General features: G+C 42.6%; 24 protein-coding genes. 14 read left to right on the top strand and 10 right to left on the bottom strand.

Going from position 1 to position 23,758, the window contains the following annotated elements; genetic code table 11:
• The first annotated feature begins 169 nt into the window (after positions 1-169).
• The 3 genes from E7T07_RS08315 to leuD all read left to right on the top strand — a co-directional run bounded on the left by E7T07_RS08315 (position 170) and on the right by leuD (position 3,267).
• Positions 170-1,135, top strand: a complete 966-nt coding sequence (locus tag E7T07_RS08315) for an IS110 family transposase (protein WP_135710693.1) — start codon at positions 170-172, stop codon at positions 1,133-1,135.
• 83 nt (positions 1,136-1,218) lie between these two features.
• Entirely contained in the window at positions 1,219-2,628 is a 1,410-nt protein-coding gene (gene leuC / locus E7T07_RS08310) for a 3-isopropylmalate dehydratase large subunit (RefSeq protein WP_135710690.1), read from the top strand.
• Between the two features lie 36 nt (positions 2,629-2,664).
• The gene (gene leuD, locus E7T07_RS08305; protein ID WP_135710689.1) at positions 2,665-3,267 is read left to right on the top strand and encodes a 3-isopropylmalate dehydratase small subunit; all 603 of its coding nucleotides are present in this window, start codon (positions 2,665-2,667) and stop codon (positions 3,265-3,267) included.
• A gap of 228 nt (positions 3,268-3,495) precedes the next feature.
• Here leuD and E7T07_RS08300 read toward each other — a convergent pair whose 3' ends face one another.
• Positions 3,496-4,899: a multicopper oxidase domain-containing protein gene (locus tag E7T07_RS08300; RefSeq protein WP_135710688.1), complete on the bottom strand. Its 1,404-nt coding sequence runs from the start codon at positions 4,897-4,899 to the stop codon at positions 3,496-3,498.
• A complete protein-coding gene (locus tag E7T07_RS08295) occupies positions 4,900-5,628 on the bottom strand; it encodes a 1-acylglycerol-3-phosphate O-acyltransferase (protein ID WP_135710687.1) in 729 nt (242 codons plus the stop codon). It abuts the gene before it with no gap.
• Positions 5,629-5,705: 77 nt separating this feature from the next.
• Between E7T07_RS08295 and lpxH the strand changes: the two genes are divergently transcribed.
• Positions 5,706-6,416 (top strand): UDP-2,3-diacylglucosamine diphosphatase, encoded by a 711-nt coding sequence (lpxH, locus tag E7T07_RS08290; protein WP_135710686.1) that lies wholly within the window; start codon positions 5,706-5,708, stop codon positions 6,414-6,416.
• A 37-nt stretch (positions 6,417-6,453) separates the two neighbouring features.
• On the opposite strand, the gene E7T07_RS08285 is transcribed toward lpxH, so the two are convergent.
• Positions 6,454-6,792 carry a carboxymuconolactone decarboxylase family protein gene (locus E7T07_RS08285; protein ID WP_135710685.1) on the bottom strand — a complete coding sequence of 113 codons (339 nt, stop codon included), beginning with the start codon at positions 6,790-6,792 and terminating at the stop codon, positions 6,454-6,456.
• A gap of 17 nt (positions 6,793-6,809) precedes the next feature.
• The gene (cysZ, locus tag E7T07_RS08280; RefSeq protein ID WP_135710684.1) at positions 6,810-7,652 is read right to left on the bottom strand and encodes a sulfate transporter CysZ; all 843 of its coding nucleotides are present in this window, start codon (positions 7,650-7,652) and stop codon (positions 6,810-6,812) included.
• Between the two features lie 127 nt (positions 7,653-7,779).
• Between cysZ and zipA the strand changes: the two genes are divergently transcribed.
• Together zipA and ligA are read left to right on the top strand one after the other, a co-directional pair.
• On the top strand, positions 7,780-8,841 hold the full coding sequence (gene zipA, locus E7T07_RS08275) for a cell division protein ZipA (protein ID WP_135710683.1): 1,062 nt from the start codon (positions 7,780-7,782) through the stop codon (positions 8,839-8,841).
• 74 nt (positions 8,842-8,915) lie between these two features.
• On the top strand, positions 8,916-10,940 hold the full coding sequence (ligA, locus tag E7T07_RS08270; protein WP_135710682.1) for an NAD-dependent DNA ligase LigA: 2,025 nt from the start codon (positions 8,916-8,918) through the stop codon (positions 10,938-10,940).
• Between the two features lie 45 nt (positions 10,941-10,985).
• On the opposite strand, the gene E7T07_RS08265 is transcribed toward ligA, so the two are convergent.
• The 5 genes from E7T07_RS08265 to gloA all read right to left on the bottom strand — a co-directional run bounded on the left by E7T07_RS08265 (position 10,986) and on the right by gloA (position 15,057).
• Positions 10,986-11,864, bottom strand: coding sequence for a D-alanyl-D-alanine carboxypeptidase family protein (locus E7T07_RS08265; protein ID WP_135710681.1), 879 nt, complete (start codon positions 11,862-11,864; stop codon positions 10,986-10,988).
• 66 nt (positions 11,865-11,930) lie between these two features.
• Positions 11,931-12,509 carry a primosomal replication protein gene (priC, locus tag E7T07_RS08260; protein WP_135710680.1) on the bottom strand — a complete coding sequence of 193 codons (579 nt, stop codon included), beginning with the start codon at positions 12,507-12,509 and terminating at the stop codon, positions 11,931-11,933.
• A gap of 57 nt (positions 12,510-12,566) precedes the next feature.
• The gene (locus tag E7T07_RS08255; protein WP_135710679.1) at positions 12,567-13,922 is read right to left on the bottom strand and encodes a Na+/H+ antiporter family protein; all 1,356 of its coding nucleotides are present in this window, start codon (positions 13,920-13,922) and stop codon (positions 12,567-12,569) included.
• Between the two features lie 46 nt (positions 13,923-13,968).
• Positions 13,969-14,646, bottom strand: coding sequence for a ribonuclease T (rnt, locus tag E7T07_RS08250; RefSeq protein WP_135710678.1), 678 nt, complete (start codon positions 14,644-14,646; stop codon positions 13,969-13,971).
• A 3-nt stretch (positions 14,647-14,649) separates the two neighbouring features.
• Positions 14,650-15,057, bottom strand: coding sequence for a lactoylglutathione lyase (gene gloA / locus E7T07_RS08245; RefSeq protein ID WP_135710677.1), 408 nt, complete (start codon positions 15,055-15,057; stop codon positions 14,650-14,652).
• A 193-nt stretch (positions 15,058-15,250) separates the two neighbouring features.
• Between gloA and pgtP the strand changes: the two genes are divergently transcribed.
• A complete protein-coding gene (pgtP, locus tag E7T07_RS08240) occupies positions 15,251-16,579 on the top strand; it encodes a phosphoglycerate transporter protein PgtP (protein ID WP_135710676.1) in 1,329 nt (442 codons plus the stop codon).
• 58 nt (positions 16,580-16,637) lie between these two features.
• Here pgtP and cmoA read toward each other — a convergent pair whose 3' ends face one another.
• Positions 16,638-17,363, bottom strand: a complete 726-nt coding sequence (cmoA, locus tag E7T07_RS08235; protein WP_135710675.1) for a carboxy-S-adenosyl-L-methionine synthase CmoA — start codon at positions 17,361-17,363, stop codon at positions 16,638-16,640.
• Positions 17,364-17,477: 114 nt separating this feature from the next.
• Between cmoA and aspS the strand changes: the two genes are divergently transcribed.
• The 7 genes from aspS to ruvB all read left to right on the top strand — a co-directional run bounded on the left by aspS (position 17,478) and on the right by ruvB (position 23,725).
• Entirely contained in the window at positions 17,478-19,247 is a 1,770-nt protein-coding gene (gene aspS, locus E7T07_RS08230; protein WP_135710674.1) for an aspartate--tRNA ligase, read from the top strand.
• 47 nt (positions 19,248-19,294) lie between these two features.
• The gene (gene nudB, locus E7T07_RS08225; RefSeq protein ID WP_135710673.1) at positions 19,295-19,735 is read left to right on the top strand and encodes a dihydroneopterin triphosphate diphosphatase; all 441 of its coding nucleotides are present in this window, start codon (positions 19,295-19,297) and stop codon (positions 19,733-19,735) included.
• Between the two features lie 333 nt (positions 19,736-20,068).
• Positions 20,069-20,809 (top strand): YebC/PmpR family DNA-binding transcriptional regulator, encoded by a 741-nt coding sequence (locus E7T07_RS08220; protein WP_135710672.1) that lies wholly within the window; start codon positions 20,069-20,071, stop codon positions 20,807-20,809.
• Positions 20,810-20,917: 108 nt separating this feature from the next.
• A complete protein-coding gene (locus E7T07_RS08215; RefSeq protein ID WP_135710671.1) occupies positions 20,918-21,364 on the top strand; it encodes an ACP-like domain-containing protein in 447 nt (148 codons plus the stop codon).
• A gap of 79 nt (positions 21,365-21,443) precedes the next feature.
• Positions 21,444-22,016, top strand: a complete 573-nt coding sequence (gene ruvC / locus E7T07_RS08210; RefSeq protein WP_135710670.1) for a crossover junction endodeoxyribonuclease RuvC — start codon at positions 21,444-21,446, stop codon at positions 22,014-22,016.
• A 61-nt stretch (positions 22,017-22,077) separates the two neighbouring features.
• Positions 22,078-22,692 carry a Holliday junction branch migration protein RuvA gene (ruvA, locus tag E7T07_RS08205; protein WP_135710669.1) on the top strand — a complete coding sequence of 205 codons (615 nt, stop codon included), beginning with the start codon at positions 22,078-22,080 and terminating at the stop codon, positions 22,690-22,692.
• A 25-nt stretch (positions 22,693-22,717) separates the two neighbouring features.
• Entirely contained in the window at positions 22,718-23,725 is a 1,008-nt protein-coding gene (ruvB, locus tag E7T07_RS08200) for a Holliday junction branch migration DNA helicase RuvB (protein ID WP_135710668.1), read from the top strand.
• Positions 23,726-23,758: the final 33 nt, after the last annotated feature.

Raw genomic sequence — 23,758 nt, 5'->3', positions numbered from 1 at the left:
TGTCCCTTGTATATTAAATTTATAGTAAACTAGCAACATAAACCATAACGTTATCCACAGCTTGGGTGTCCCTAGAGACAAAACTCGTTCCGTAGCGTAGGCGTGGATAACTTCATCAGCAAAACCGAACAGTTGAATGACATCAAATCGAGTGCAAGGCAGGTTACCGATGAACGATCCTATTTATTGTGGTATTGATATTGCTAAACGTAATTTCGTGATTGGTTTTTCTCATCAGAAAAAGACCAAAACCGAAACCAATAATGCCAAAGGTATTCAACATACCTTAGACTATTTAAGCCAGTTTAACGTGGCACTGATAACGCTTGAAGCAACAGGTGGATTGGAAACCCCTGTGGCAAAAGCCCTTGCTCGAGCCGGTTATCGTGTATTTATCGCTAATCCATTGAAAGCCAGTGAGTTTGCTAAATCTCAAACTCGGGCGAAAACAGACGCAAAAGACGCACTAAATCTCGCTTTCTATGGGCTTACTTGCGATCTTAAAGGCGAAGTTGAGCACCAACTCTACATTCCGCTTACAGAGCAAGAAGAGCAATTGGAAGCGCTTGTAGTTCGCCGCAGACAGCTTGTGGATATGCGCGTTGCGGAATTAAACCGCTTACAGCAAAGCCACGAAACTCAGCTCAATAATATAACTCAACATATTGAAATGCTTGATAAATTAATTGCTGAACTCGATAAAGATATCGATGACCACAGCCAGCATTTCAATGATAAAGCTGAATTATTTTCCGACATTAAAGGCGTTGGTAAAAATGCCGTTGCCGTTGTGATGTCACACTTGCCGGAACTTGGCAAGTTAAGTAGCAAACGGATCGCCTCATTAGTCGGCGTTATCCCGCATCCACATGAAAGTGGGGAGCATAAAGGGAAATCCTTTTGCAGTGGTGGTCGAGCGATGGTCAGAAATGCCCTTTATATGGCAGTATTATCCGCCGTTCGCTTTGAACCTGTATTTAAAGCCTTTTACGGTCGTTTGATCGCAAAAGGAAAAGCAAAGAAAGTCGTTTTAGTGGCATGTATGCGCAAATTGCTAACCATTATGAATGCGTTAGTGAAACGCAATGAAAAATGGGATCCTACACGCCACTTATCCACAGAAACTATGGATTAAAATTGAATAAAAATTTTTTTGTTGAACACAGTTGCTACAACGAATTTATTGATGGACGAAAGACCATCACTACGGAGTGAAAAATGGGAAAAACCCTTTATCAAAAATTGTTTGATGCACATGTTGTGTATGAAGCAGAAGGCGAAACGCCAATTCTTTATATTAACCGTCATTTGATCCATGAAGTGACTTCGCCACAAGCCTTTGATGGCTTGCGTGTGGCGGGGCGTCAAGTGCGTCAAGTGAGCAAAACTTTCGGCACCATGGATCACAGTATTTCCACCCAAGTGCGCGATGTGAACAAATTGGAAGGTCAGGCAAAAATCCAAGTTTTAGAGTTAGATAAAAACTGTAAAGCCACGGGTATTGAATTGTTTGATATGAATACCAAAGAGCAGGGGATTGTTCACGTTATGGGGCCTGAGCAGGGCTTGACTTTACCGGGGATGACCATTGTTTGTGGCGATTCACACACGGCAACTCATGGCGCATTTGGTGCCCTTGCTTTTGGTATCGGGACTTCGGAAGTGGAACATGTGCTTGCGACCCAAACCTTAAAACAAGCGCGCGCGAAAAGCATGAAAGTAGAAGTGCGCGGCAAAGTGAACCCGGGAATTACGGCAAAAGACATCGTGCTTGCGATTATCGGCAAAACCACCATGGCAGGCGGTACAGGTCATGTGGTGGAGTTTTGTGGTGAAGCCATTCGCGATCTTTCTATGGAAGGTCGTATGACCGTTTGTAATATGGCGATTGAATTTGGTGCAAAAGCAGGTTTGGTTGCGCCTGATGAAACCACATTCGAATACCTAAAAGATAAACCGCACGCACCAAAAGGCAAAGATTGGGATGACGCGGTGGCGTATTGGAAAACCTTAAAATCTGATGATGACGCGCAATTTGATACGGTTGTGGTATTAGACGCTAAAGACATTGCGCCACAAGTGACATGGGGAACCAACCCGGGGCAAGTGATTGCCATTGATGAATTAGTGCCAAATCCAGCGGAAATGGCCGATCCTGTGACGAAAGCATCCGCCGAAAAAGCGCTGGCTTACATTGGCTTAGAACCGAATACGGATTTAAAAGATATTCCAGTAGATCAAGTGTTTATCGGTTCTTGCACTAACTCACGTATCGAAGATTTACGCGCCGCCGCCGCTGTGATGAAAGGTCGTAAAAAGGCGGACAATGTGAAACGTATTTTAGTTGTTCCGGGTTCCGGCTTGGTAAAAGAACAAGCGGAAAAAGAAGGCTTGGATAAAATCTTTATTGAAGCAGGCGCAGAATGGCGTAACCCGGGTTGTTCAATGTGTTTGGGGATGAACGATGACCGTTTAGGCGAATGGGAACGTTGTGCCTCTACCTCAAACCGCAACTTTGAAGGTCGTCAAGGTCGTAACGGTCGTACCCACTTAGTCAGCCCGGCAATGGCGGCTGCCGCGGGTATGTTTGGTAAATTCGTTGATATTCGCAACGTAGAGTTAATGTAGGGCAAATCATATTTGCCTAAATAAAGGATATAAAAAATGGCAGGATTAAAACAACATTCAGGCTTGGTTGTTCCACTTGACGCTGCGAATGTGGACACAGACGCAATTATTCCAAAACAATTTTTACAAGCCATTACACGCGTGGGGTTTGGAAAGCATTTATTCCATGAATGGCGTTATCTTGACGCAGCAGAAACTCAACCTAATCCGGAATTTGTGTTGAATTTCCCACAATATCAAGGTGCAACTATTTTATTGGCACGCAAAAATTTAGGCTGTGGTTCATCGCGCGAACACGCACCTTGGGCATTAGCAGATTATGGCTTTAAAGTGATGATCGCCCCAAGTTTCGCGGACATTTTCTATAACAACAGCTTAAACAATCATATGCTCCCGATTAAATTAACGGAAGAAGAAGTGGAAGAAATCTTCCAATTGGTGTGGGCAAATGAAGGCAAACAAATCCACGTTGATTTGGAAGCTATGACGGTAACCGTAGGGGAAAAAGTCTATCATTTTGAACTAGACGAATTCCGCCGCCATTGCTTATTAAATGGCTTGGATAATATCGGTTTAACTTTGCAACATGAAGACGCCATTGCGGCTTATGAAGCAAAAATCCCAGCGTTTTTGCGTTAAGGGTTCATAGAGACTAAAAGTGCGGTGTTTTTTACCACACTCAGACCGATGAATACCCTATACGAGCCGTATAGGGTTACTTAATCTGAGCCGCTCTGCGGCTCTTTCTTTCAGCCCCAGCGGGGCTGGGTTTAACGAACCTAGCACGGCTCGTGCTAGGTGGTTTTTCAAAAATGAACTTTGTCAGCAATCTGAGTGCAGTGTTTTTTACCGCACTTTTATTACCCATTATTCTTGAACCACCAAAAGCCCAATCGCGCCTTTGTCCGCTTGTAATAAATCACTGGAACCAAAAATAAAGGGTTGTGCATTGGATGAGCGATTATCGAATTGCACTAACAAAGTGGCTTTGTTCGCAATACGAAGGGTATCTTGCCATACTAATTCATTATCAGGTACCGCCTGATCATTTTGGCTTTCCACTAAGAATTTTGCTCCTTGAATACGAAAACCGGCAGCACTGCTACTTGTAATATGCCAACGCTCTACACTACCTTGTTTGGCATTGACATCAATTCGCCGTGGATCAAAGCGTTTTTGATTGATCATGGCATTTTCATTATCAATATGAAACGTGCGTTCTTGAGCAATCTGTTTAGGGCGCGTTGCTATGGATGAGAATTGGTAGCTTGGCTGACGATTAAAGGCAGAAATCAATCCTTCAGGGCGTAGCTCTAACACGGTGTTATCTGCGACTTCGCCGTTATCATCAATAAATAAACTTAATTTATCGAAAATACCCCGTTTTTTTCCGGCGATGAGAGAAACATTTCCCCCTTCATTTAAATCCACCAACATTTCTATGCGTTCACCTGTTCCAAGATGTATTGATTTCATCGGTTTCGGTTCAGGCAAAAAACCTTGCTCTTTAGCAATGAGTAAGAATTCACGCTCATCATCAAAACGAAGTTCATAACTGCGCGAAATAGATGCATTTAATAGGCGTAAACGTACCCAACCGCGAGCCACGTTCAAATAAGGTGCTTCTTGTCCATTGATAAACAAACGATTTCCCATAAAGTGCGGTTCGTTGCTTGAAAATACGGGGGAATTTTGGTTGTTTAAATGGATATCTTGTAGAATTAAAGGAATATCATTCACACCGTATTTGTTCGGCAAATTGGCTTTGCGACTTTCATCATCTTCGATTAACCACAACCCAACAAGCCCACGGTAATTTTGATAGGCGGAACCCGCTAATGAGCAAGAATGATAATAGCAGGTGGCAGCGGTTTGGTTAATGGGCACAATAGGCGCCCAGGTTTCACCGGGTTTGAGACTGTGACCAATACCGCCAAGGGTATTACTATCTGTCTGCAAACCTTGAATGTTCATGGCGACTAATTGGGGAAGGTTATTGCGATAGTTAAGTTTGACGAAATCCCCTTTGCGCACACGCACGGTTGGGCCGAGATAAAGCCCGTTAAATCCCCACACTTCGGTTAACGTATCATTAACCAATTTGGTTTGAATACTTTCTAAACCAAGGAAAACAGGTTTTCCACGGCGACTTTCTAATAAGGGTGGCACGACTAATGGCTGACGACTGCCGGCTATTGCTGCATGAGGTAAACTCATAAATGCACCGGCAATCAAGGTTTTTTTGAAAAGCTGTCGGCGAGAAAGATCCATTTAGGCGTTCTCCGTTGCCGCAACTTCTGCGTCTAATTCAGCTAAGCGTTTTGCCATAATGTTGTGGCAATATTCTGCGAATTCACGCACATTTTCTTTGTTGAATTGACTGCTATCAATGGGTTCAAGCATTTCACAAATTACTTTGCCATTATTCCAACGGTTAAGATCAACTTTGTTATGTGTTGTCGAGCAGATAATCGGCACAATCGGTACACCCGCCGCAAGTGCGGTGTGAAATGCGCCTGTTTTGAACGGCAACAAACCGCGGCCACGGCTACGCGTGCCTTCAGGGAACATAAAAATACTAATGTTATCTTCCACAATATGTTTTGCCACCGTGGTCATGGTATTGTGCGCTTTACTGCGATTTTCGCGGTCGATCAAAATATTGCCCGTTACCCAATAAAGGAAGCCAAAAAACGGTATCCAAATTAGGCTACGTTTACCGACACTCACAGTGCGCGGCATAACCATATAAGAAATGGTGACCATGTCGTAGTTATTTTGATGATTACCGATATAAATACAATTGCCGATTTTGTCTGCGTTAGGCAAAAAACGATGTTCTACTTTCAAACCAAATAAGGGATAAAGGCGACCAAAACAACGAGCCATCAAGCCTACATTGCTGGGATGTTTGAAACGAATGAGTGAAAAAAGTGAGCCAAATACGCAAATGAGAATACAGAGTATCACCACAACAAGGATTCTAAGTAGTTTTAACATGATTGGTTGTCCTTTGAAAAATTTGGTAAAGTATAGCGAAACTAGGTGTTTTTTTCTATTTTTATCATTGGAAATTTATGCGTAAAACTTATTTTATCTCAGATCTTCATTTATCGGAAAATCGTCCGGATTTAACCGCACTTTTTGTGGACTTTATGCAACATCAAGCACCACAAGCGGAAGCACTTTATATTTTGGGCGATTTGTTTGATTTTTGGGTCGGGGATGATGAGAAATCCGCTGTTATTGCTACGGTGATTGAACAGATTAAAGAATTATCTGACCAAGGTGTGAAATGCTATTTTATTCATGGTAATCGTGATTTTTTGATTGGCAAAAAATTTGCTCAGGCTTGTGGATTGCGCTTACTGGGTGACTATGAAGTGGTGGATTTATACGGTCAGCCAACCCTAATTTGCCATGGCGATACCCTTTGTATTGATGATGTGAACTATCAGGCGTTTCGGAAAAAGGTTCATCAAAAATGGCTGCAACGGCTCTTTTTATGCTTACCACTTAAAGTGCGGTTAAAAATTGGGCAAAATATTCGTCAACAGAGCAAAATGGATAAATTGAGCAAATCCACGGAAATTATGGATGTTAACCCTGAATTTGTGTTGCAAACCTTTGAAAAATTTGGGGTGAAGCGAATGATTCACGGTCATACTCATCGGCAAAATATTCATCTAATTTCACCGCACTTTGAACGGATCGTGCTGGGGGATTGGGGGAAAATGGCGTCTATTTTAGAAGTGACAGAGCAAGGGATAAGATTTGTGGAAGAATAAATAGGGGACGGGAATTTTCCGTCCCTTTTGTTCGCGCTTATTTCTGCGTGTTATAAGCTTCTAAGGCACGTAATGAGTAGGTGTAAGCCGCGCCTGCGTTCAATGCGATAGCCGTGGCTAATGCCGCAGAGACTTCTTCTTCCGTTGCTCCGGCTTTTACCGCCGCTTCAGCGTGAACACCGATACAGCTTTCACAACGTGTAGTAACGGCAACGGCTAACGCAATCAGCTCGCGGGTTTTGGCGTCTAAAACATTGCCTTCTGCTGCGGCCGCATTAAGTGCTTGATAGGCCTGTAACATTTTGGGATGTTTTTGACCTAATTCACCAAATGATTTTTTGACATGCGCCACATCTTCTTTCCAATTTGCAAACATAATGTTCTCCTTAATGGTTAGTTTGATACGATATTGTTAAATTGACTTACATTTGTTCCCTGCGTTTCCGTAGAAAGCGCGGTGGAATTTTCTTTCGTTTTTGTGCTTTGCCCATCATATAACGTTTTACGATAGGTATCTACCCACATAGCGGTTGCACCACACACTGCAACAGGCATAATCACTAAATTGACGATAGGCACAAAGGTACAAAGTGTCACCAAAGTGCCGAATAGCAAACTTTGTGCGCGATTTTGGGCAAGTTTAAAACGCATGGTTTTAAAGGGAATTTTGTGGTTATCAAAGGGGTAGTCGCAATACTGAATGGCGGTCATCCAAGCACCAAAAATAAATGCCACAATCGGCACAATGCTTTGCCCAACCACAGGTATAAATCCAAGTAAAAACAAAATGAGATATCTAGGCAAACTATAGTAAAGTTTTTGCCATTCACGAGCTAGCATGCGCGGAATATCTTTAATAAAATCCCAAGTACCGGTTTCAATTAACACTTCGCCGGTGAGCATTTTTTCCACTTTTTCAGCTAACAAACCGTTAAAAGGCGCGGCGATAAAACCCGATAGCATCGTAAATGAAAAGTAGAATAGCATCAAAATAAGCGCCAATGAGACAATAAATAAGATCGCACTCATCCAGCTTAACCAATCAGGTAAAAAGCCCATGACCCAGTCGATCATATTTTGTGCTTGTGTAATAAATAATCCAAACAACCCGATCATCAGGATGATGTTAAGGATAATGGGCATAATGACAAAGCGTCTTAAGCCGGATTGAGTGATTAAATACCACCCCATCGTAAAGTACCCTAAGCCTGATTTAATCTCTTTTTCGTTCAACATACGTATTTCTCTTTTGATGGAAATGTTCTGTATAAGGTAGGGGGATTTTTTATAAATTTCAAGATCCATAATATAGGGAATTATGATAAGCTAACGCCCATTAGGTTGTTAAAAAAGGAATGTGGCAATGGAATTAAATACGATCTTAATTATCTTAGGCATTATTGCATTAATTGGGTTAGTGGGGCATGGTATTTGGTCAAATCGCCGTGAGAAATCACTTTATTTTGATAATGCCAATGCATTTGGTCGCGAAACCCAACGTACAACATTAAAGCCATCGGAAACGGCAGTCCCGGATTTTGCGCAAAAACCGCAGGGCCAAGCATTGCAGCAAGAATCTCAACCCGCGCAACCTACGTTAGAGCAGCATATCGTGAATGCAACGGATGCTTATGCCTATGAAAATACGGCACAGTCTGTTAATGATATTCGTATTTCGATTCCTACCATGTCGGATGCGGCAACGCAGCAATATGCTATGTCGCCACAATCTCCTGCTCAGCCCGTGACACAACAGGTTGAAAAAGTGCCTGTTAATGCACCGATTCACTATGAATATAAATCTGATGTGAAGCCATCTGCAGCGAATTTTGCTGAAGGTAATTTGGCTGAACGTAATTTAGATGATTTGGCACGTTTTGATAACACGGAAGAAGGCATTCATCAAGCTACGCCTGAACTTCAGGTTAGCTTGCAAGAAACAGCGACTTTCAATTCCCCGATTTCCCAAGCAAAACCTATTGAACCTGTGGTAGCACCAACCGCTGAAACCTATGTTACAGAGAAACCTGCTGAAGATTATATTATGCTGTATGTGGTGGCGGCTGAAAATCGTTTATTCCAAGGCGTGCAATTACATCAAGCCCTTGAGCGCGAAGGATTTATTTTAGGTCATGACGCACTTTATCACCGTCATCTTGATTTAACGGTGGCAAGCCCTGTGATCTTTAGCGTGGCAAACGTTGATCAACCGGGCAGTTTCCCAATACATCATATGCATGATTTTTCTACGATTGGCGTGGTCATTTATATGCCATTACCATCCGCAGGCAATAATCGTGTGAATTTAAAAACCATGTTGAAATCAGCCAAAAACCTTGCGGCGCAATTAGGCGGCTTTGTGTTAACGGATGAAGAACAAGAGTTAGATGAAAATGCGGAACAAGATTATCTTGCGCGTGTTTAGTTTAAAATAATCCCTTTTTGACCGCACTTTCGATTCCTATTCAAAGTGCGGTTTGTTTTCTAAGAGTTTTAACCATGACAACCATATCCAATCAAATCAACCAATTACGCGAAACCTTACGTCACCACGAATATTTGTATCACGTGCTAGATGCGCCTGAAATTCCCGATAGCGAATATGATCGTTTATTTCATCAATTAAAAGCTCTTGAGCAACAGCATCCGGAATTGATTACCCCTAATTCACCGACCCAACGGGTTGGGGCAAAACCCTTGTCTGGCTTTGCGCAAATTACCCATGAAATCCCGATGTTGTCCTTGGATAACGCCTTTTCTGATGAAGAATTTTATGCTTTTGTAAAACGTATCCAAGATCGCTTGACAGTATTGCCTGAAAAATTGGAATTTTGTTGTGAACCGAAATTAGACGGTTTGGCGGTAAGCATTTTGTATGTGAACGGCGTGCTAACTCAAGCGGCAACGCGCGGCGATGGCACAACAGGGGAAGATATTACGCTTAATATTCGCACCATTCGCAATATCCCTTTACAGCTTTTAACGGACAATCCGCCTGCGCGTTTGGAAGTGCGCGGTGAGGTGTTTATGCCGCAGGCTGGGTTTGAGCGATTAAATGAAACTGCCTTGGCAAAGGGTGAAAAAACCTTTGCCAATCCGCGTAACGCGGCGGCAGGTTCATTGCGTCAATTGGATCCTAAAATTACCAGTCAACGTCCGCTGACCTTAAATGCTTACGGTATTGGTGTGGCGGAAGGGGTGGAATTGCCAGATACCCATTATGCGCGCTTGCAATGGTTGAAATCCTTAGGGATTCCGGTGAATCCTGAAATCCAACTTTGTGACGGTGTTGAAAAGGTGTTGAATTTTTACCGCACTATTCAACAAAAACGCCCAAATTTAGGCTATGACATTGATGGCACCGTGCTAAAAATTAACAGCATTGCTTTGCAACAAGAATTGGGTTTTATTGCCAAAGCACCGCGTTGGGCAATTGCCTACAAATTCCCTGCGCAAGAAGAAATGACGGTGCTAAATGATGTGGAATTTCAAGTGGGACGAACCGGCGCGATTACGCCGGTGGCGAAGTTAGAGCCCGTGTTTGTGGCGGGGGTGACGGTGAGTAACGCGACCTTGCATAATGGCGATGAAATTGAACGCTTAAATATTGCTATTGGTGATACGGTCATCATTCGCCGTGCAGGGGATGTGATTCCGCAGATTATCGGCGTGGTGCACGACCGCCGTCCGGCAAACGCGAAACCGATTGTGTTTCCAACGACTTGCCCTGTTTGTGGCTCTGCGGTCACGCGCATTGACGGCGAGGCGGTGGCGCGTTGTACAGGGGGATTATTCTGTGATGCGCAACGCAAAGAGGCGTTAAAACATTTTGTGTCTCGTAAAGCCATGGATATTGACGGCGTGGGGGCAAAATTAATCGAACAGTTAGTGGATCGTGAACTGATTCATACGCCGGCAGATTTATTTAAGTTAGATTTAATCACCCTAATGCGTTTAGAACGTATGGGCGAGAAATCGGCACAAAATGCTTTAGATAGCTTAGAAAAAGCGAAGAAAACCACCTTGGCACGCTTTATTTTTGCCTTAGGTATTCGTGAAGTGGGCGAAGCCACTGCGTTAAATTTAGCGAATTTCTTCAAAAATTTGACCGCACTTCAACAAGCGACCTTTGAACAACTGCAACAAGTGCCTGATGTAGGCGATGTGGTGGCAAACCGCATTTTAGCCTTTTGGCAGGAACAACATAACTTAGATGTGGTGAATGATTTAATCGCGCAAGGCGTGCATTGGGACGATGTGGAAGTCAAAGAAGTGAACGAAAATCCGTTCAAAGACAAAACCATTGTACTCACAGGCACCTTAAGCCAAATGGGGCGCAATGAAGCCAAAGCCTTGTTGCAACAACTCGGGGCAAAAGTGGCTGGCAGCGTTTCTGCGAAAACCCATCTTGTCATTGCCGGTGACGCCGCCGGTTCAAAACTTGCCAAAGCACAAGAGTTGGGCGTGGAAGTTTGGGATGAGCAGAAGTTTGTGGAAGTGCTGCAACCTTATTTGAATATATAAAAAGAGCAGTCTGAGTGCGGTAATTCACCGCACTTTCTCTTTCTGTTAATTTGCAACTCGTTGAATGAGTTGCTCAAACCCTGCTTCATCGTAGCCTTCTTCATAGAGTGCATCATCGGCGGAAGCATAAAGTTCATGGTTATTTAAGGCTGGACAGCCGTATTGTTCCAGTTTGCTTTTGGTGAAACTAGAACGATAGGCAGAACTGGCGTTGTTTAGACTAATTACGCCAATCGTATTGTTTTTGCATTGTTTTTTGTTGATAAAAACCAAGTTATAACCTGACTCGCGGATATAACCGGTTTTGTTAATGGCGGCGGCAAACATTTCTTCACGCACCAGTTTATTGGTGTTTTTTACAAAGACATTTTGTCGTCCTGCTTTGATATAGGTCGAAGACGTATTGGATAAGGCCTGAATTTGCGGTTTGCCAAGGGAATATTTTGCCAGCTTGACTAAGTCCATTACGCTAGAAACGTTTGCGCTAGATAGTCCTGAACTGTCGCTAAAACGTGTGGAGTTCATCCCTAATTCTCGGGCTTTTTCATTCATTTTTTGAATAAATTGGCGGCGGCTCATACCGGCGGAGCGAGAAAGTGCGTGAGCAGCGTAGTTATCGGAATGGACTAGCATGGCTTTGAGCAATTCATGACAAGCGATAGGGGTGTATCTTGGCAATTTTGTGCTTGTGCCTTTAATATAATCGTTGTCATCTTCGGTGATAGATTGAGTGCAATTCGGGTTTTTATTTTGCTCTAAAAACACATTGGCGGTCATCAATTTGGTGACAGAAGCAATAGGTTGCACGTTATGGGGAGAGCGACTTTCCAGTACTCGGTCATGGGTGAAGTCATACACTACATAGGATTGCGCCATTGTCGTGGCTGGAAATAACATCAAAATAGAAAACAGTTTTTTCAGCATAAATCACACCAAATTGAGAGAAAACACAAAAATTGTCGATATTTTAGCAGTTTTTAGATTTTTGAGCTATTCTTGAGCGTCTTTAAAGGCAAGATATTCTTCCAAAATTTCAATGGCTTCCAAGCAACGTTGCCGTCTGGCACGGGTTTGCTCAATGAGATTTCTATAGCGAAGTTGTTCCATGTCTGATTGTGCTTGTGCAAGTAAATCTTTCTGTTCATTCAGCTTGTCGTTTAAGGCTTTGAGCGCGTCATAATATTTCTCTAACCGTTCTCTAGGCGGCAGTTTGTCTAGTTCCGCTTTGCGTTGTTCACGTAAACTGAGTTTGGGTTGTGTTGAATGAGAATAGCGGTTTTCTTGGGGCTCAGATTTTGCTAGAGCATCAGACAATGCGGTGCATTGGGCGAGCAGTTTTTCCGTTAAGAAAATGGTTTGAGCCAGATTCTGATCATTGAGTTGACTTAATTGTGCCAGTGAATAATCGAGCTCTTTTAGGTAAAAATCCACAGGTTGGAAATTTTCGCTAAAGACCATGGGGTCAAATTTAGCGTAAACAATCTGACGCGCTTGTGTGCGATAATTGGCTTTTAATTGCTCGATGGCTTGTGCGAGCTGTGTTAAAAGTGCGGTGTGATTTTGATACATTTTAATGAACCGGATAATATGGGCAAGGGATAACGCCCTTGCCCACTTGATGTCATTTTATAAGACCATCGCGGCGATCCAACCGAAGATAATCAATGGAATATTGTAGTGAATGAAAGTTGGCACAACACTATCCCAAATGTGATCATGTTTACCGTCCACATTTAACCCTGATGTTGGGCCTAATGTGGAGTCGGATGCCGGTGAACCCGCATCACCTAATGCGGCTGCAACGCCTACGATAGAGACTGTTGCCAACGGTGAGAAACCTACTGCTAAGCAAAGAGGCACATAGATAGAGGTAATGATTGGCACCGTTGAGAATGACGAGCCAATACCCATGGTGATAAATAACCCCACCACTAACATTAAAAATGCCGCCAAACCTTTATTATTTTCACCTAAGCCTTGGCTGAAAGTTTGCACAAGCGTATCTACGCCGCCCGTAGCTTTAATCACCGCGGCAAAACCTGAAGCCGCAATCATCACAAAGCCAATCATCGCCATTAAACGTAAGCCTTGTTGGAAAATGTCATTACTTTCTTTTAAGCGGAAAATACCACAAACACCGAAAATAATTAACCCTGCTAAACCGGCGATAATGGTTGAGCTGGTAAATAGCTGTAACGCAAAGGTGACAAAAATAGAGATGATGCTTACCCAAATATGGAAAGGTTTAATGTTAGCAATATGTTGCTCGATTTCTGCCGTTGTTGGTTCCGCTGTGTGAACAATATATTCACGTGGTTTACGGTAAGTGATGAAAATCGCGGTTAGTAAACCTAGTGCCATACCAATAACCGGAATGGTCATTGCCACTGAAATTTCACTCACGGTCGTTTGTAAACCCAATGTGGCACCCGCTTCATTAATATTTTTCATCAAAATGCTTTCGATAAAAATCTTACCGAAACCGACAGGCAAATACATATAGGTTGCGGTTAAACCAAAGGTGAGCACGCAAGCCACGGCACGGCGGTCAATTTTTAAGCGGTTAAGAATACTTAATAACGGCGGTACGACAATGGGAATAAAGGCAATATGCACAGGAAGCAAGTTTTGTGATGAAATGGAGAACGCGACTAATACGGCTAAAATAAAGTATTTGAAGCCTGCCACGGATTTTCCTGTCGGTGCTTTGCCAAGGCGTTTGATAACTTTGTAGGCAAGTAAATCGGTTACGCCGGATTTTGAAATTGCCACCGCAAAGGCACCGAGAATGGCATAGTTCATCGCCACTTCAGCACCCCCGCCTAAACCGCCGGTAAACACCTTAACGGTTTCAGATAAACCTAAATCACCCACAAGACCTGCTATCAGCGCAGAAATAATCAGGGCGATAACGACATTCACGCGCAGCAAGCTCAGGGCGAGTAGCGCAATAATGGAGATAACGACTGGATTGGTTAGCATAGATTTTCCTTGGTTTTATGTTGTGTTGAGTTTGTAAAAAGTGCGGTTAATTTTCTTCTGTTTTTGCTATGTGCGGAAAACCACCCAGTGATTTTAAGTGATTCACCATATAACAAAAAAGTTCCGCGGTGCGTTCGGTGTCGTAAAGCGCCGAATGGGCTTGTTTGCCATCAAAGGGAATTTTAGCCGCTTGGCAAGCTTTGACCAACACCGTTTGCCCAAACATTAAACCGCTTAAACTGGCGGTGTCAAAACTGCCAAAAGGATGAAAAGGATTGCGTTTAACCCCCGTGCGTTCCGCGGCCGCCATCACAAATCCTTGGTCAAAAGCCGCATTGTGCGCCACGATAATCGAACGTTGACAACCCGCATCTTTTTGCCCTCGGCGTACCATTTGGAATAAACCTGTTATGGCGTCTAATTCAGAAACCGCAATTTCTTTGCGTAGCGGATTATCCAAATCAATGCCGTTAATTTTCATGGATTCAGGGTTAATGCAAGCCCCGTCAAAAGGTTTAATATGGCAATGATACGTTTGGTCGGGGATTAAATTTCCCTGTTCATCCATTTTTAAAGTAATGGCGGCAAGCTCAAGTAAGCCGTCTGTCTGGCAGTTTAATCCTGCGGTTTCCACATCAATCACCACAGGATAATAACCCCGAAAACGATTTTTTAGCAGATGATAATCTACTGTTTCTGTTGTTACGTCTGTTACTTCACTCACCGCTTAGTTACCTAATGCCGCTTTCGCATTTTTGTTTTCAATAAATTCGATTTTATAGCCATCAGGGTCTTCTACAAAGGCAATAACCGTTGTGCCGCCTTTAACAGGCCCTGCTTCACGCGTGACTTTTCCGCCATTCGCTTTTACGGCTTCACAAGTGGCATAAATATCATCCACGCCAATGGCAATATGCCCATAAGCGGTGCCTAAGTCGTATTCTGTGACGCCCCAGTTATAAGTTAATTCGATGACAGCGGCTTTATCTTCATCGTCATAACCTAAAAAAGCTAAAGAATATTTATATTCAGGGTTTTCACTGGTACGCAATAAACGCATACCTAAAACATCTTGATAGAATTTGATTGAGCGTTCTAAATTGCCCACGCGGAGCATCGTATGTAAAATTCGCATATTGTTGTCCCTAAGATTTGATAAAAGTGCGGTCAATTATGCCATAGATTTATGCGTAGAAGAAGTGTGTGAATATTAACTTGCATTTTCGGGGGGGGGGGGGTAGAATCCTGCTGAAATAATACGTGCTGTGAGCTTGTGCTTGTAGCATGTTATTTTTTCACTGTAACATTTAGAACAAGGAGTATGTAGTATGTTCTCATTTTTGAAAGCATCACCGCCGGCGCCGAGAATTGATTCTTCTCGCACTGATGCGGAATATCGTAAATTACGTTGGCAAGTTTTTGCCGGTGTGTTCATTGGCTATGCCGCCTATTATTTAATCCGTAAAAACTTTAGCCTTGCTATCCCTTATTTAATTGATGAGTATGGTTATAGCAAAGCGGATTTGGGTACCGTTGGTGTTGCCTTATCACTGGCTTATGGTTTTAGTAAATTTATTATGGGGAACGTTTCTGACCGTTCTAACCCAAAATATTTTATTACTATCGGTTTATTAGGCTCAGCGGCTATCAGCTTAATTTTTGGTTTAGTCCCCGGTGTGTTAGCTTCTATTCCATTTATGATTGTGCTTGGCGCATTAAATGGTTGGTTCCAAGGTATGGGTTATCCACCTGGGGCGAAAACCATGACTAACTGGTTCTCTAAATCTGAGCGTGGTGCTTGGTGGAGTTGGTGGAATATTTCTCATAACCTAGGTGGCGGATTAATCGGTCCATTGGCATTATTAGGTTTAGCGATTTTCGGTACGTGGCAATCACTTTTCTACTTACCTGCATTAATTGCTATTTTGCTTGCCTTTGTGATGTTCTTCTTAATGCGCGATACGCCGGAATCTCAAGGTTTACCGCCGGTGGATGAATGGAAAGGGGAAGCGGTGCTGGAAAAAGTGGAATCTGCGGATACCCTTTCGGCAATGGATATTTTCCGTAAATACATTGTGCATAACAAATTCTTATGGGCGATTGCGATTGCTAACGTATTCGTTTATTTCATTCGTTACGGCATTATCGACTGGGCGCCGACTTACCTGAAAGAAGTAAAACATTTCACCGTAGATAAACAAAGCTGGGCATATTTCCTTTATGAATATGCAGGTATCTTTGGTATGTTGGCAAGTGGTTATTTAAGTGACAAAGTATTCAAAGGTCACCGCGCACCACCAATGTTATTGTTCCTTGTGGGTGTGTTAATCGCGATTGTGGTTTACTGGAAAAATCCGGCGGGCAATCCGTTAGTGGATAACATTTGTTTAGTGGCTATTGGCTTCTTGATTTATGGTCCGGTGATGATGATTGGTTTGCAAGCAGCAGACTTAGTGCCGCGTGTCGCAACAGGAACAGCCACAGGGTTAACAGGGTTATTCGGTTACTTATTAGGTTCAGCATCAGCAGGTTGGGTAATGGGTAAATTAGTTGATTTATATGGCTGGGATGGCGGTTTCTACGCTTTAATCCTTTCCTGTTTACTAGGCTTTGCCTTTATTGCTTACACCTTGTTCCATAAAGGTAATCAAGCATAAATTTCTTTAAGTATTAAGGGCGTTGGTACGATTGTCGAACCAACGCCTTTTTTATAATTTACTTCACCGCAATCATTGAGCCAAAATTAAAGCATTGGAACCAGAGTTCTGTATGAGAAAAACCTACCTTTTTTAACCGCGCTTTGTGCGTGTCTATACTATCAATGAGCATGACATTTTCTAGTGCAGCACGTTTTTGGCTTACTTCTAATTCGCTGTAGCCATTTGCACGTTTAAATTGATGATGCAAGTCAATCAACAAATTATCGATACATTGGTCGTCAAAACAGAATTTTTCTGATAACACTAACACGCCGTTAGGGTTTAAGCCTCGATAAATTTTTTCCAACAGCGCAACGCGGTCGGCGGGTGGTAAGAATTGCAACGTGAAATTTAAAATGACCATTGAGGCATTTTTAATTTCAATATGACGAATATCATCACATAAAATTTCCACGGGAATATCGCTATGATAAGCCTGAATATGTTGGCGACAGCGTTCAACCATCGGTTGAGAATTATCTACGCCGATAATGTTAACATTGGGTTGTTTAATATGACGGCGAGCCGACAGCGTTGCCGCGCCACGAGAACAACCGAGATCGTAAACCGTTGAGTTGGCTGTCACAAACCGCTCTGCCAACATCCCAATTGCGGTAATGATATTGGAGTAACCCGGTACAGAGCGTTGAATCATATCGGGGAAAACTTCTGCGACATTTTCATCAAAGGTAAAATCGCCCAATTTTTCAATTGGGGCGGCAAAAATAGTGTCTTTAGTCATAAGATCGTTATTTTGGGCTTAAAAGTGCGGTTATTTTAGAAGAAGTTTTATTTTTTTTCAGCTATAATTTGCCGGTTATTTTTTTGATTTAGACTAATTTATAGGAATATAACTATGATGCGTACAAACTATTGCGGTGCGTTAAACCGTAGCAACATTGGACAAGAAGTGACTTTAAGTGGTTGGGTTGACCGTATTCGTGATTTACCTAATGTAACATTCGTGTTGTTGCGTGACCGTGAAGGCATTGTGCAAGTCAGCGTAGATAAAACTGATGCTGAAAATGCAGCGATTATTGCTGGTTTGCGTAACGAAGCTTGTATTCAAGTAAAAGGTTTGGTTGAAGCGCGCAGCGAAGCCAATATCAACCCGAAAATGGCAACAGGCGAAATTGAAGTGATCGCAAAATCTGTCTTGGTGTATAACAACAGCGCGGTGTTGCCTATCGACTTTAACCATCAAGTGAGCGAAGAACAAGGTCTAAAATATCGTTATTTAGATTTACGCCGTCCGGAAATGGCACAACGTTTACGTACACGCGCTAAAATTACCAGCTTCGTGCGCCGTTTTATGGATGAACAAGGTTTCTTAGATATTGAAACTCCAATGTTAACCAAAGCAACACCTGAAGGCGCGCGTGACTATTTAGTGCCAAGCCGTGTACACAAAGGTAAATTTTACGCTCTTCCGCAATCGCCACAGCTTTTCAAACAGCTTTTAATGATGGCGGGTTTTGACCGTTATTATCAAATCGTAAAATGTTTCCGCGATGAAGATTTACGTGCCGATCGCCAACCTGAATTTACCCAAATCGATGTGGAAACCAGTTTCTTAACCGCACCTGAAGTGCGTGAAATTATGGAAAAAATGATCCATGGTTTATGGAAACATATTATTGACGTGGATTTAGGTAAATTCCCAATCATGACTTGGACAGAAGCCATGACACGTTTTGGTTCGGATAAACCTGATTTACGTAACCCATTAGAAATTGTGGATGTGGCGGATATTGTTAAGGATGTGGATTTTGCGGTATTTAGTGGCCCGGCGAATGACGCCAATGGTCGTGTCGCTGTGATTCGTGTGCCAAATGGCGCACAGTTGACGCGTAAAAATATTGACGAATACACGCAATTTGTGGGTATTTACGGCGCGAAAGGGTTGGCATGGTTAAAAGTCAATGATATTAATGCCGGCTTAGACGGCATTCAAAGCCCGATTGCAAAATTCTTGAACGAAGAAAAAATCAAGGCGATTTTAGAGCGCACTTCTGCCCAAACCGGCGATATTATCTTCTTCGGCGCGGATAAATGGAATGTGGCAACGGACGCTTTAGGTGCGTTACGTTTGAAAGTGGGGCGCGACCTTGGCTTAACCAAATTAGACGAATGGAAACCGCTTTGGGTGGTGGATTTCCCAATGTTTGAACGTGATGAAGAAGGCAATTTAGCCGCGATGCATCACCCATTTACATCGCCAAAAGATTTTACGCCTGAGCAATTGGAAGCAGATCCGGTGTCAGCGGTTGCTAATGCCTATGATATGGTGATTAATGGCTATGAAGTGGGCGGTGGTTCTGTGCGTATTTTTGATCCAAACATGCAACAAACCGTATTCCGTATTTTGGGTATTGATGAACAAGATCAACGCGATAAATTCGGTTTCTTGCTTGACGCATTAAAATTCGGTACACCGCCACACGCAGGTCTTGCCTTTGGTTTAGACCGTTTAACCATGTTATTAACCGGCACAGAAAATATCCGTGATGTTATCGCGTTCCCGAAAACTACTGCGGCAGCGTGCTTAATGACAGAAGCCCCAAGTTTTGCGAATCCGCAAGCGTTGGCTGAGTTAGCGATTGCGGTAACAGCAAAAGAAGAATAATCATTGTAAATCAGGTAGGGTGAGCATCCTTGCTCACCGTTCTTTTTATGCAGTACAAAAATCCCAATAGTGTTCTTGTGGTGATTTATGCCAAAAGTACCCACCGCGTATTAATGTTGCAACGTAAAGACGATCCGACTTTTTGGCAATCTGTCACCGGGTCGTTAGCGGAACAAGAAACGCCTTTTTTGACCGCACTTCGAGAAGTGAAAGAAGAAACAGGTTGGGATATTTTGGGGCAAGGTTTCGAGTTAATTGATTGTAAAAAGAGCATAGAATTTGAAATTTTTCCCCATTTTCGGTATAAATACGCCCCGAATGTGACTCATAGTCAAGAACACTGGTTTTTATTGGCATTGCCTGATGAGCTCGAGCCAATATTAACGGAACATTTAGCTTATCAATGGCTGAGTGTTGGACAAGCAGCCGAATTGACCAAATCTTGGAATAATCGGGCTGCAATTGAGAAGTATTTAATCAATCAATAAAAAGGTAAACAGTCGGTCTAGTATGGCAAAATCGTACTAGATTGTGCGTAATTCGGTTCTTTGGGGCTGGGTATAGGTTTTAGCAAGTGCGGCCAAAAATTTTGCTGTTTTTAACCGCACTTTAATATGTAGCAATGGGTTCCCTTCTTTGCCGCCTAAAAATGATTTAATTTGTAGGAAAATTTATACTGTTTGAGCGTAGCGAGTTTATAAATTTTCCGTTAAACAAATTAAAACATTTTTAGGAAACAAGGCAAAGCAGGGTCACCTTTCTTTGGTTACTTTCTTTGGTGAAGCAAAGAAAGTAACAATAACATAAAAGGAAACAAGAGAATGGCAGGTCATAGTAAGTGGGCTAACATTAAACACCGTAAAGCCGCGCAAGACGCGCAACGCGGTAAAATCTTTACAAAATTAATTCGTGAATTAGTGACTGCAGCTAAAATTGGTGGCGGCGATGTGAGTGCAAATCCACGTTTACGTGCGGCGGTAGATAAAGCGCTTTCAAGCAATATGACACGCGATACGATTAATCGTGCTATCGAGCGCGGTGTTGGCGGTGGTGATGATACCAATATGGAAACCCGTATTTATGAAGGTTATGGTCCGGGCGGTACAGCGGTGATGGTGGAATGTTTAAGTGATAACGCAAACCGCACCATTTCTCAAGTTCGCCCAAGCTTTACAAAATGTGGCGGTAACTTAGGTACAGAAGGTTCAGTTGGTTACTTATTCAGCAAAAAAGGCTTAATTTTAATTGCTCAGGCTGATGAAGATGCCTTAACCGAAGCGGCTATTGAAGCAGGTGCGGATGATATTCAACCACAAGATGACGGTTCATTTGAAATTTACACTGCTTGGGAAGATTTAGGCACTGTGCGCGATGGTATTGAAGCGGCCGGCTTTAAAATTGAAAACGCAGAAGTGACCATGATCCCATCCACAACTGTTGAGCTTGATGCAGAAACCGCACCGAAATTACTGGATTTAATTAACCGTCTTGAAGATTGTGATGACGTACAAAACGTGTATCACAACGGTGAAATCAGTGATGAAGTAGCGGCAACGTTGTAATTGATTTTTTAATAATCTCAATCTGATTGGATTGAGATTATTTTTTTGAACTTTTGAAAAATGAAATTTTCTAATTAGATGTCATTTTTATTGATAAAAAGGAACATTATGAAATTAGTGAAATCATTTTCAATCTTAGGTGCGGTAGCGTTGTTAGCAGCTTGTTCAGGTCATTCTGATACGGTTTCTTCAACCGTTAAACAAACTGAAAATGTGGCATCGCATGAAAGCACAGCAACAAATTCAGTGCAACCGGAAACGAAAACCATTGCTTATGCTTGTAGTGTAAAAGGTAAAACAAATCAACCTGTTGTGGCTGTTTATACCTTCAAAAATGGCGAAGCTGAAACGGCAACAGTGACGATTCAGAAAAAGACAGTGGGTAAAAACTTAAAAGTTGATACCGCTTATCAGGATGGGGTGAAGTTTGTATCCGGCACCAATATTTGGTCTTTAGATGTGGGTTTTAATGCCAAAACGGCAGAAACCACCGTTCCGGTTATGTTCACTGCTAACAACGTCATTCTTGCAAAGAACTGTGCTATCGCGAAGTAATGTACCGCATTAATTTGTAGTATTTAATATATAAAGTGGGTTTATTGAAACAAATCCACTTTTTATTTTAGGGAAAATAATGGCAATTATTTTAGGTATTGACCCGGGCTCACGGGTTACAGGCTATGGTGTTATTCGTCAAAATGGACGGACATTAGAATATCTTGGCAGCGGAGCCATTCGCACATTAGCTGAAGATATGCCTACGCGTTTAAAGCGCATTTACGCAGGTGTCACGGAAATTATTATGCAATTTCAACCCGATATGTTTGCCATAGAAGAAGTCTTTTTGGCAAAAAATCCAAATTCAGCCCTAAAATTGGGGCAAGCTCGTGGCACGGCGATTGTGGCAGCTGTAAATCAAGATTTGCCTGTTTTTGAGTATGCCGCTCGTTTAGTGAAACAAACGGTGACGGGAATCGGTTCGGCAGATAAAGCGCAGGTACAGGATATGGTGACGCGCATTTTAAAATTATCCGATAAGCCTCAAGCGGATGCGGCGGATGCGTTGGCTATTGCTATTACTCATGCACACAGTATGCAACATAGTTTGCAGGTTTCACGTAGTGCAAAACCTACAGAAACACAAGAAAAATTAACCGCACTTTTGCGTACGCGTTATAGCCGTGGGCGTTTTCGCTTAAAAATTTAACTGTTGTTTTGTTCAGTCTTTTCCGCTATTATAGCGGAAATTTTTTTATTGGGAATTTAAGATGATCGGTCGCTTACAGGGAAAACTTATTGAAAAACAACCGCCTGAAATTTTGCTTGATGTGCAAGGCGTGGGGTACGAGTTGTTGTTGCCCATGACAAGTTTTTATAATTTGCCTGAAACGGGTCAAGATTGTACGTTGTTTACGCATTTGGTGGTGCGTGAAGATGCGCATTTGCTGTTTGGATTTTCCACGAAAACTGACCGCACTTTATTCCGTGAATTAATTAAAACCAATGGAGTTGGGCCAAAGTTGGCGCTGGCAATTTTGTCTGCTATGTCTGTACATGAATTTGCTTATGCCATTGAACGAGAAGAACTGTCAAAATTAGTTAAAATTCCAGGCGTAGGTAAGAAAACGGCAGAGCGTTTATTGGTCGAGCTGAAAGGCAAATTTAAAGGTGTACAACAGCCGGATTTCTTTGTGGAAAGTCAGTCAATTTCTGCGCCAAATATAGAACCAATCGCCCTTGATGCCCCAACGGATGAAGCGGTTGCGGCATTAATGGCGTTAGGCTATAAAGGGGCTGAAGCGGAGAAAATGGTGAAGAAAGTGGCGAAAGCCGGTTTGACCAGCGAACAGTTAATTCGAGAAGCCTTAAAAGCGGCGTTGTAAGAATAAAGAAAGAATTGTAGAGCAAATGATTGAAGCAGATAGATTAATAAGTGGCGTTGCTAAATTTGATGATGAAGCCGTAGATCGTGCTATTCGCCCTAAATTGTTGCAAGACTATGTGGGGCAACCGCAAGTGCGGTCGCAAATGGAGATTTTTATTCAAGCGGCAAAATTGCGCCAAGACGCCTTAGATCATTTATTGATTTTTGGACCTCCGGGATTGGGGAAAACTACCTTGGCGAATATTGTCGCCAATGAAATGGGTGTTAACATTCGTACTACATCGGGGCCTGTATTGGAAAAAGCAGGCGATTTGGCAGCGATGTTGACCAATCTTGAACCCCATGATGTGTTGTTTATTGATGAAATCCATCGATTATCGCCTGCGATTGAAGAAGTGCTGTATCCTGCTATGGAAGATTATCAGCTGGATATTATGATTGGTGAAGGGCCGGCTGCACGCTCTATTAAGTTAGATTTGCCGCCTTTCACTTTGGTAGGCGCAACAACACGTGCGGGGTCATTAACTTCGCCTTTGCGCGACCGTTTTGGGATTGTGCAACGGTTAGAATTCTATTCGGTAGAGGATTTGACGGCGATTGTGAGTCGAAGTGCGGTCTGTTTAAACCTTGAAATTTCTGATGAAGCCGCTCATGAAATTGCACGCCGTTCACGTGGAACCCCACGTATTGCCAATCGACTCTTGCGCCGTGTTCGAGATTATGCGGATGTGAAAAACCGCGGTGTGATTAGTGAGAGTATTGCGAAAGAAGCACTGGCGATGTTAGATATTGACCAAGCAGGATTTGATTATCTTGATCGTAAGTTATTAAGTTCGATTATTGAGCGTTTTGATGGTGGGCCGGTGGGCTTAGATAACCTTGCTGCCGCCATTGGTGAAGAGCGGGACACCATCGAAGATGTATTAGAACCTTATTTGATTCAGCAAGGTTTTTTACAGCGTACGCCACGTGGTCGTATTGCTACTTCGCAAACCTATCGCCATTTTGGGTTACAAAAGTTAACGGAATAAAAAGAAAAAGGCTTATTCATTATAAATAAGCCT

Source organism: Actinobacillus porcinus (genome assembly GCF_901764995.1).
GTDB classification, from domain to species: domain Bacteria; phylum Pseudomonadota; class Gammaproteobacteria; order Enterobacterales; family Pasteurellaceae; genus Exercitatus; species Exercitatus porcinus.
This window is presented reverse-complemented; position numbering and strand designations above follow the sequence as displayed.

Bases quoted from the DNA above. Each gene is read 5' to 3' on its own strand.
- E7T07_RS08315 (WP_135710693.1), top strand. From the start codon at position 170: ATGAACGATCCTATTTATTGTGGTATTGATATTGCTAAACGTAATTTC.
- leuC (WP_135710690.1), top strand. From the start codon at position 1,219: ATGGGAAAAACCCTTTATCAAAAATTGTTTGATGCACATGTTGTGTAT.
- leuD (WP_135710689.1), top strand. From the start codon at position 2,665: ATGGCAGGATTAAAACAACATTCAGGCTTGGTTGTTCCACTTGACGCT.
- E7T07_RS08300 (WP_135710688.1), bottom strand. From the start codon at position 4,899: ATGGATCTTTCTCGCCGACAGCTTTTCAAAAAAACCTTGATTGCCGGT.
- E7T07_RS08295 (WP_135710687.1), bottom strand. From the start codon at position 5,628: ATGTTAAAACTACTTAGAATCCTTGTTGTGGTGATACTCTGTATTCTC.
- lpxH (WP_135710686.1), top strand. From the start codon at position 5,706: ATGCGTAAAACTTATTTTATCTCAGATCTTCATTTATCGGAAAATCGT.
- E7T07_RS08285 (WP_135710685.1), bottom strand. From the start codon at position 6,792: ATGTTTGCAAATTGGAAAGAAGATGTGGCGCATGTCAAAAAATCATTT.
- cysZ (WP_135710684.1), bottom strand. From the start codon at position 7,652: ATGTTGAACGAAAAAGAGATTAAATCAGGCTTAGGGTACTTTACGATG.
- zipA (WP_135710683.1), top strand. From the start codon at position 7,780: ATGGAATTAAATACGATCTTAATTATCTTAGGCATTATTGCATTAATT.
- ligA (WP_135710682.1), top strand. From the start codon at position 8,916: ATGACAACCATATCCAATCAAATCAACCAATTACGCGAAACCTTACGT.
- E7T07_RS08265 (WP_135710681.1), bottom strand. From the start codon at position 11,864: ATGCTGAAAAAACTGTTTTCTATTTTGATGTTATTTCCAGCCACGACA.
- priC (WP_135710680.1), bottom strand. From the start codon at position 12,509: ATGTATCAAAATCACACCGCACTTTTAACACAGCTCGCACAAGCCATC.
- E7T07_RS08255 (WP_135710679.1), bottom strand. From the start codon at position 13,922: ATGCTAACCAATCCAGTCGTTATCTCCATTATTGCGCTACTCGCCCTG.
- gloA (WP_135710677.1), bottom strand. From the start codon at position 15,057: ATGCGAATTTTACATACGATGCTCCGCGTGGGCAATTTAGAACGCTCA.
- pgtP (WP_135710676.1), top strand. From the start codon at position 15,251: ATGTTCTCATTTTTGAAAGCATCACCGCCGGCGCCGAGAATTGATTCT.
- cmoA (WP_135710675.1), bottom strand. From the start codon at position 17,363: ATGACTAAAGACACTATTTTTGCCGCCCCAATTGAAAAATTGGGCGAT.
- aspS (WP_135710674.1), top strand. From the start codon at position 17,478: ATGATGCGTACAAACTATTGCGGTGCGTTAAACCGTAGCAACATTGGA.
- nudB (WP_135710673.1), top strand. From the start codon at position 19,295: ATGCAGTACAAAAATCCCAATAGTGTTCTTGTGGTGATTTATGCCAAA.
- E7T07_RS08220 (WP_135710672.1), top strand. From the start codon at position 20,069: ATGGCAGGTCATAGTAAGTGGGCTAACATTAAACACCGTAAAGCCGCG.
- E7T07_RS08215 (WP_135710671.1), top strand. From the start codon at position 20,918: ATGAAATTAGTGAAATCATTTTCAATCTTAGGTGCGGTAGCGTTGTTA.
- ruvC (WP_135710670.1), top strand. From the start codon at position 21,444: ATGGCAATTATTTTAGGTATTGACCCGGGCTCACGGGTTACAGGCTAT.
- ruvA (WP_135710669.1), top strand. From the start codon at position 22,078: ATGATCGGTCGCTTACAGGGAAAACTTATTGAAAAACAACCGCCTGAA.
- ruvB (WP_135710668.1), top strand. From the start codon at position 22,718: ATGATTGAAGCAGATAGATTAATAAGTGGCGTTGCTAAATTTGATGAT.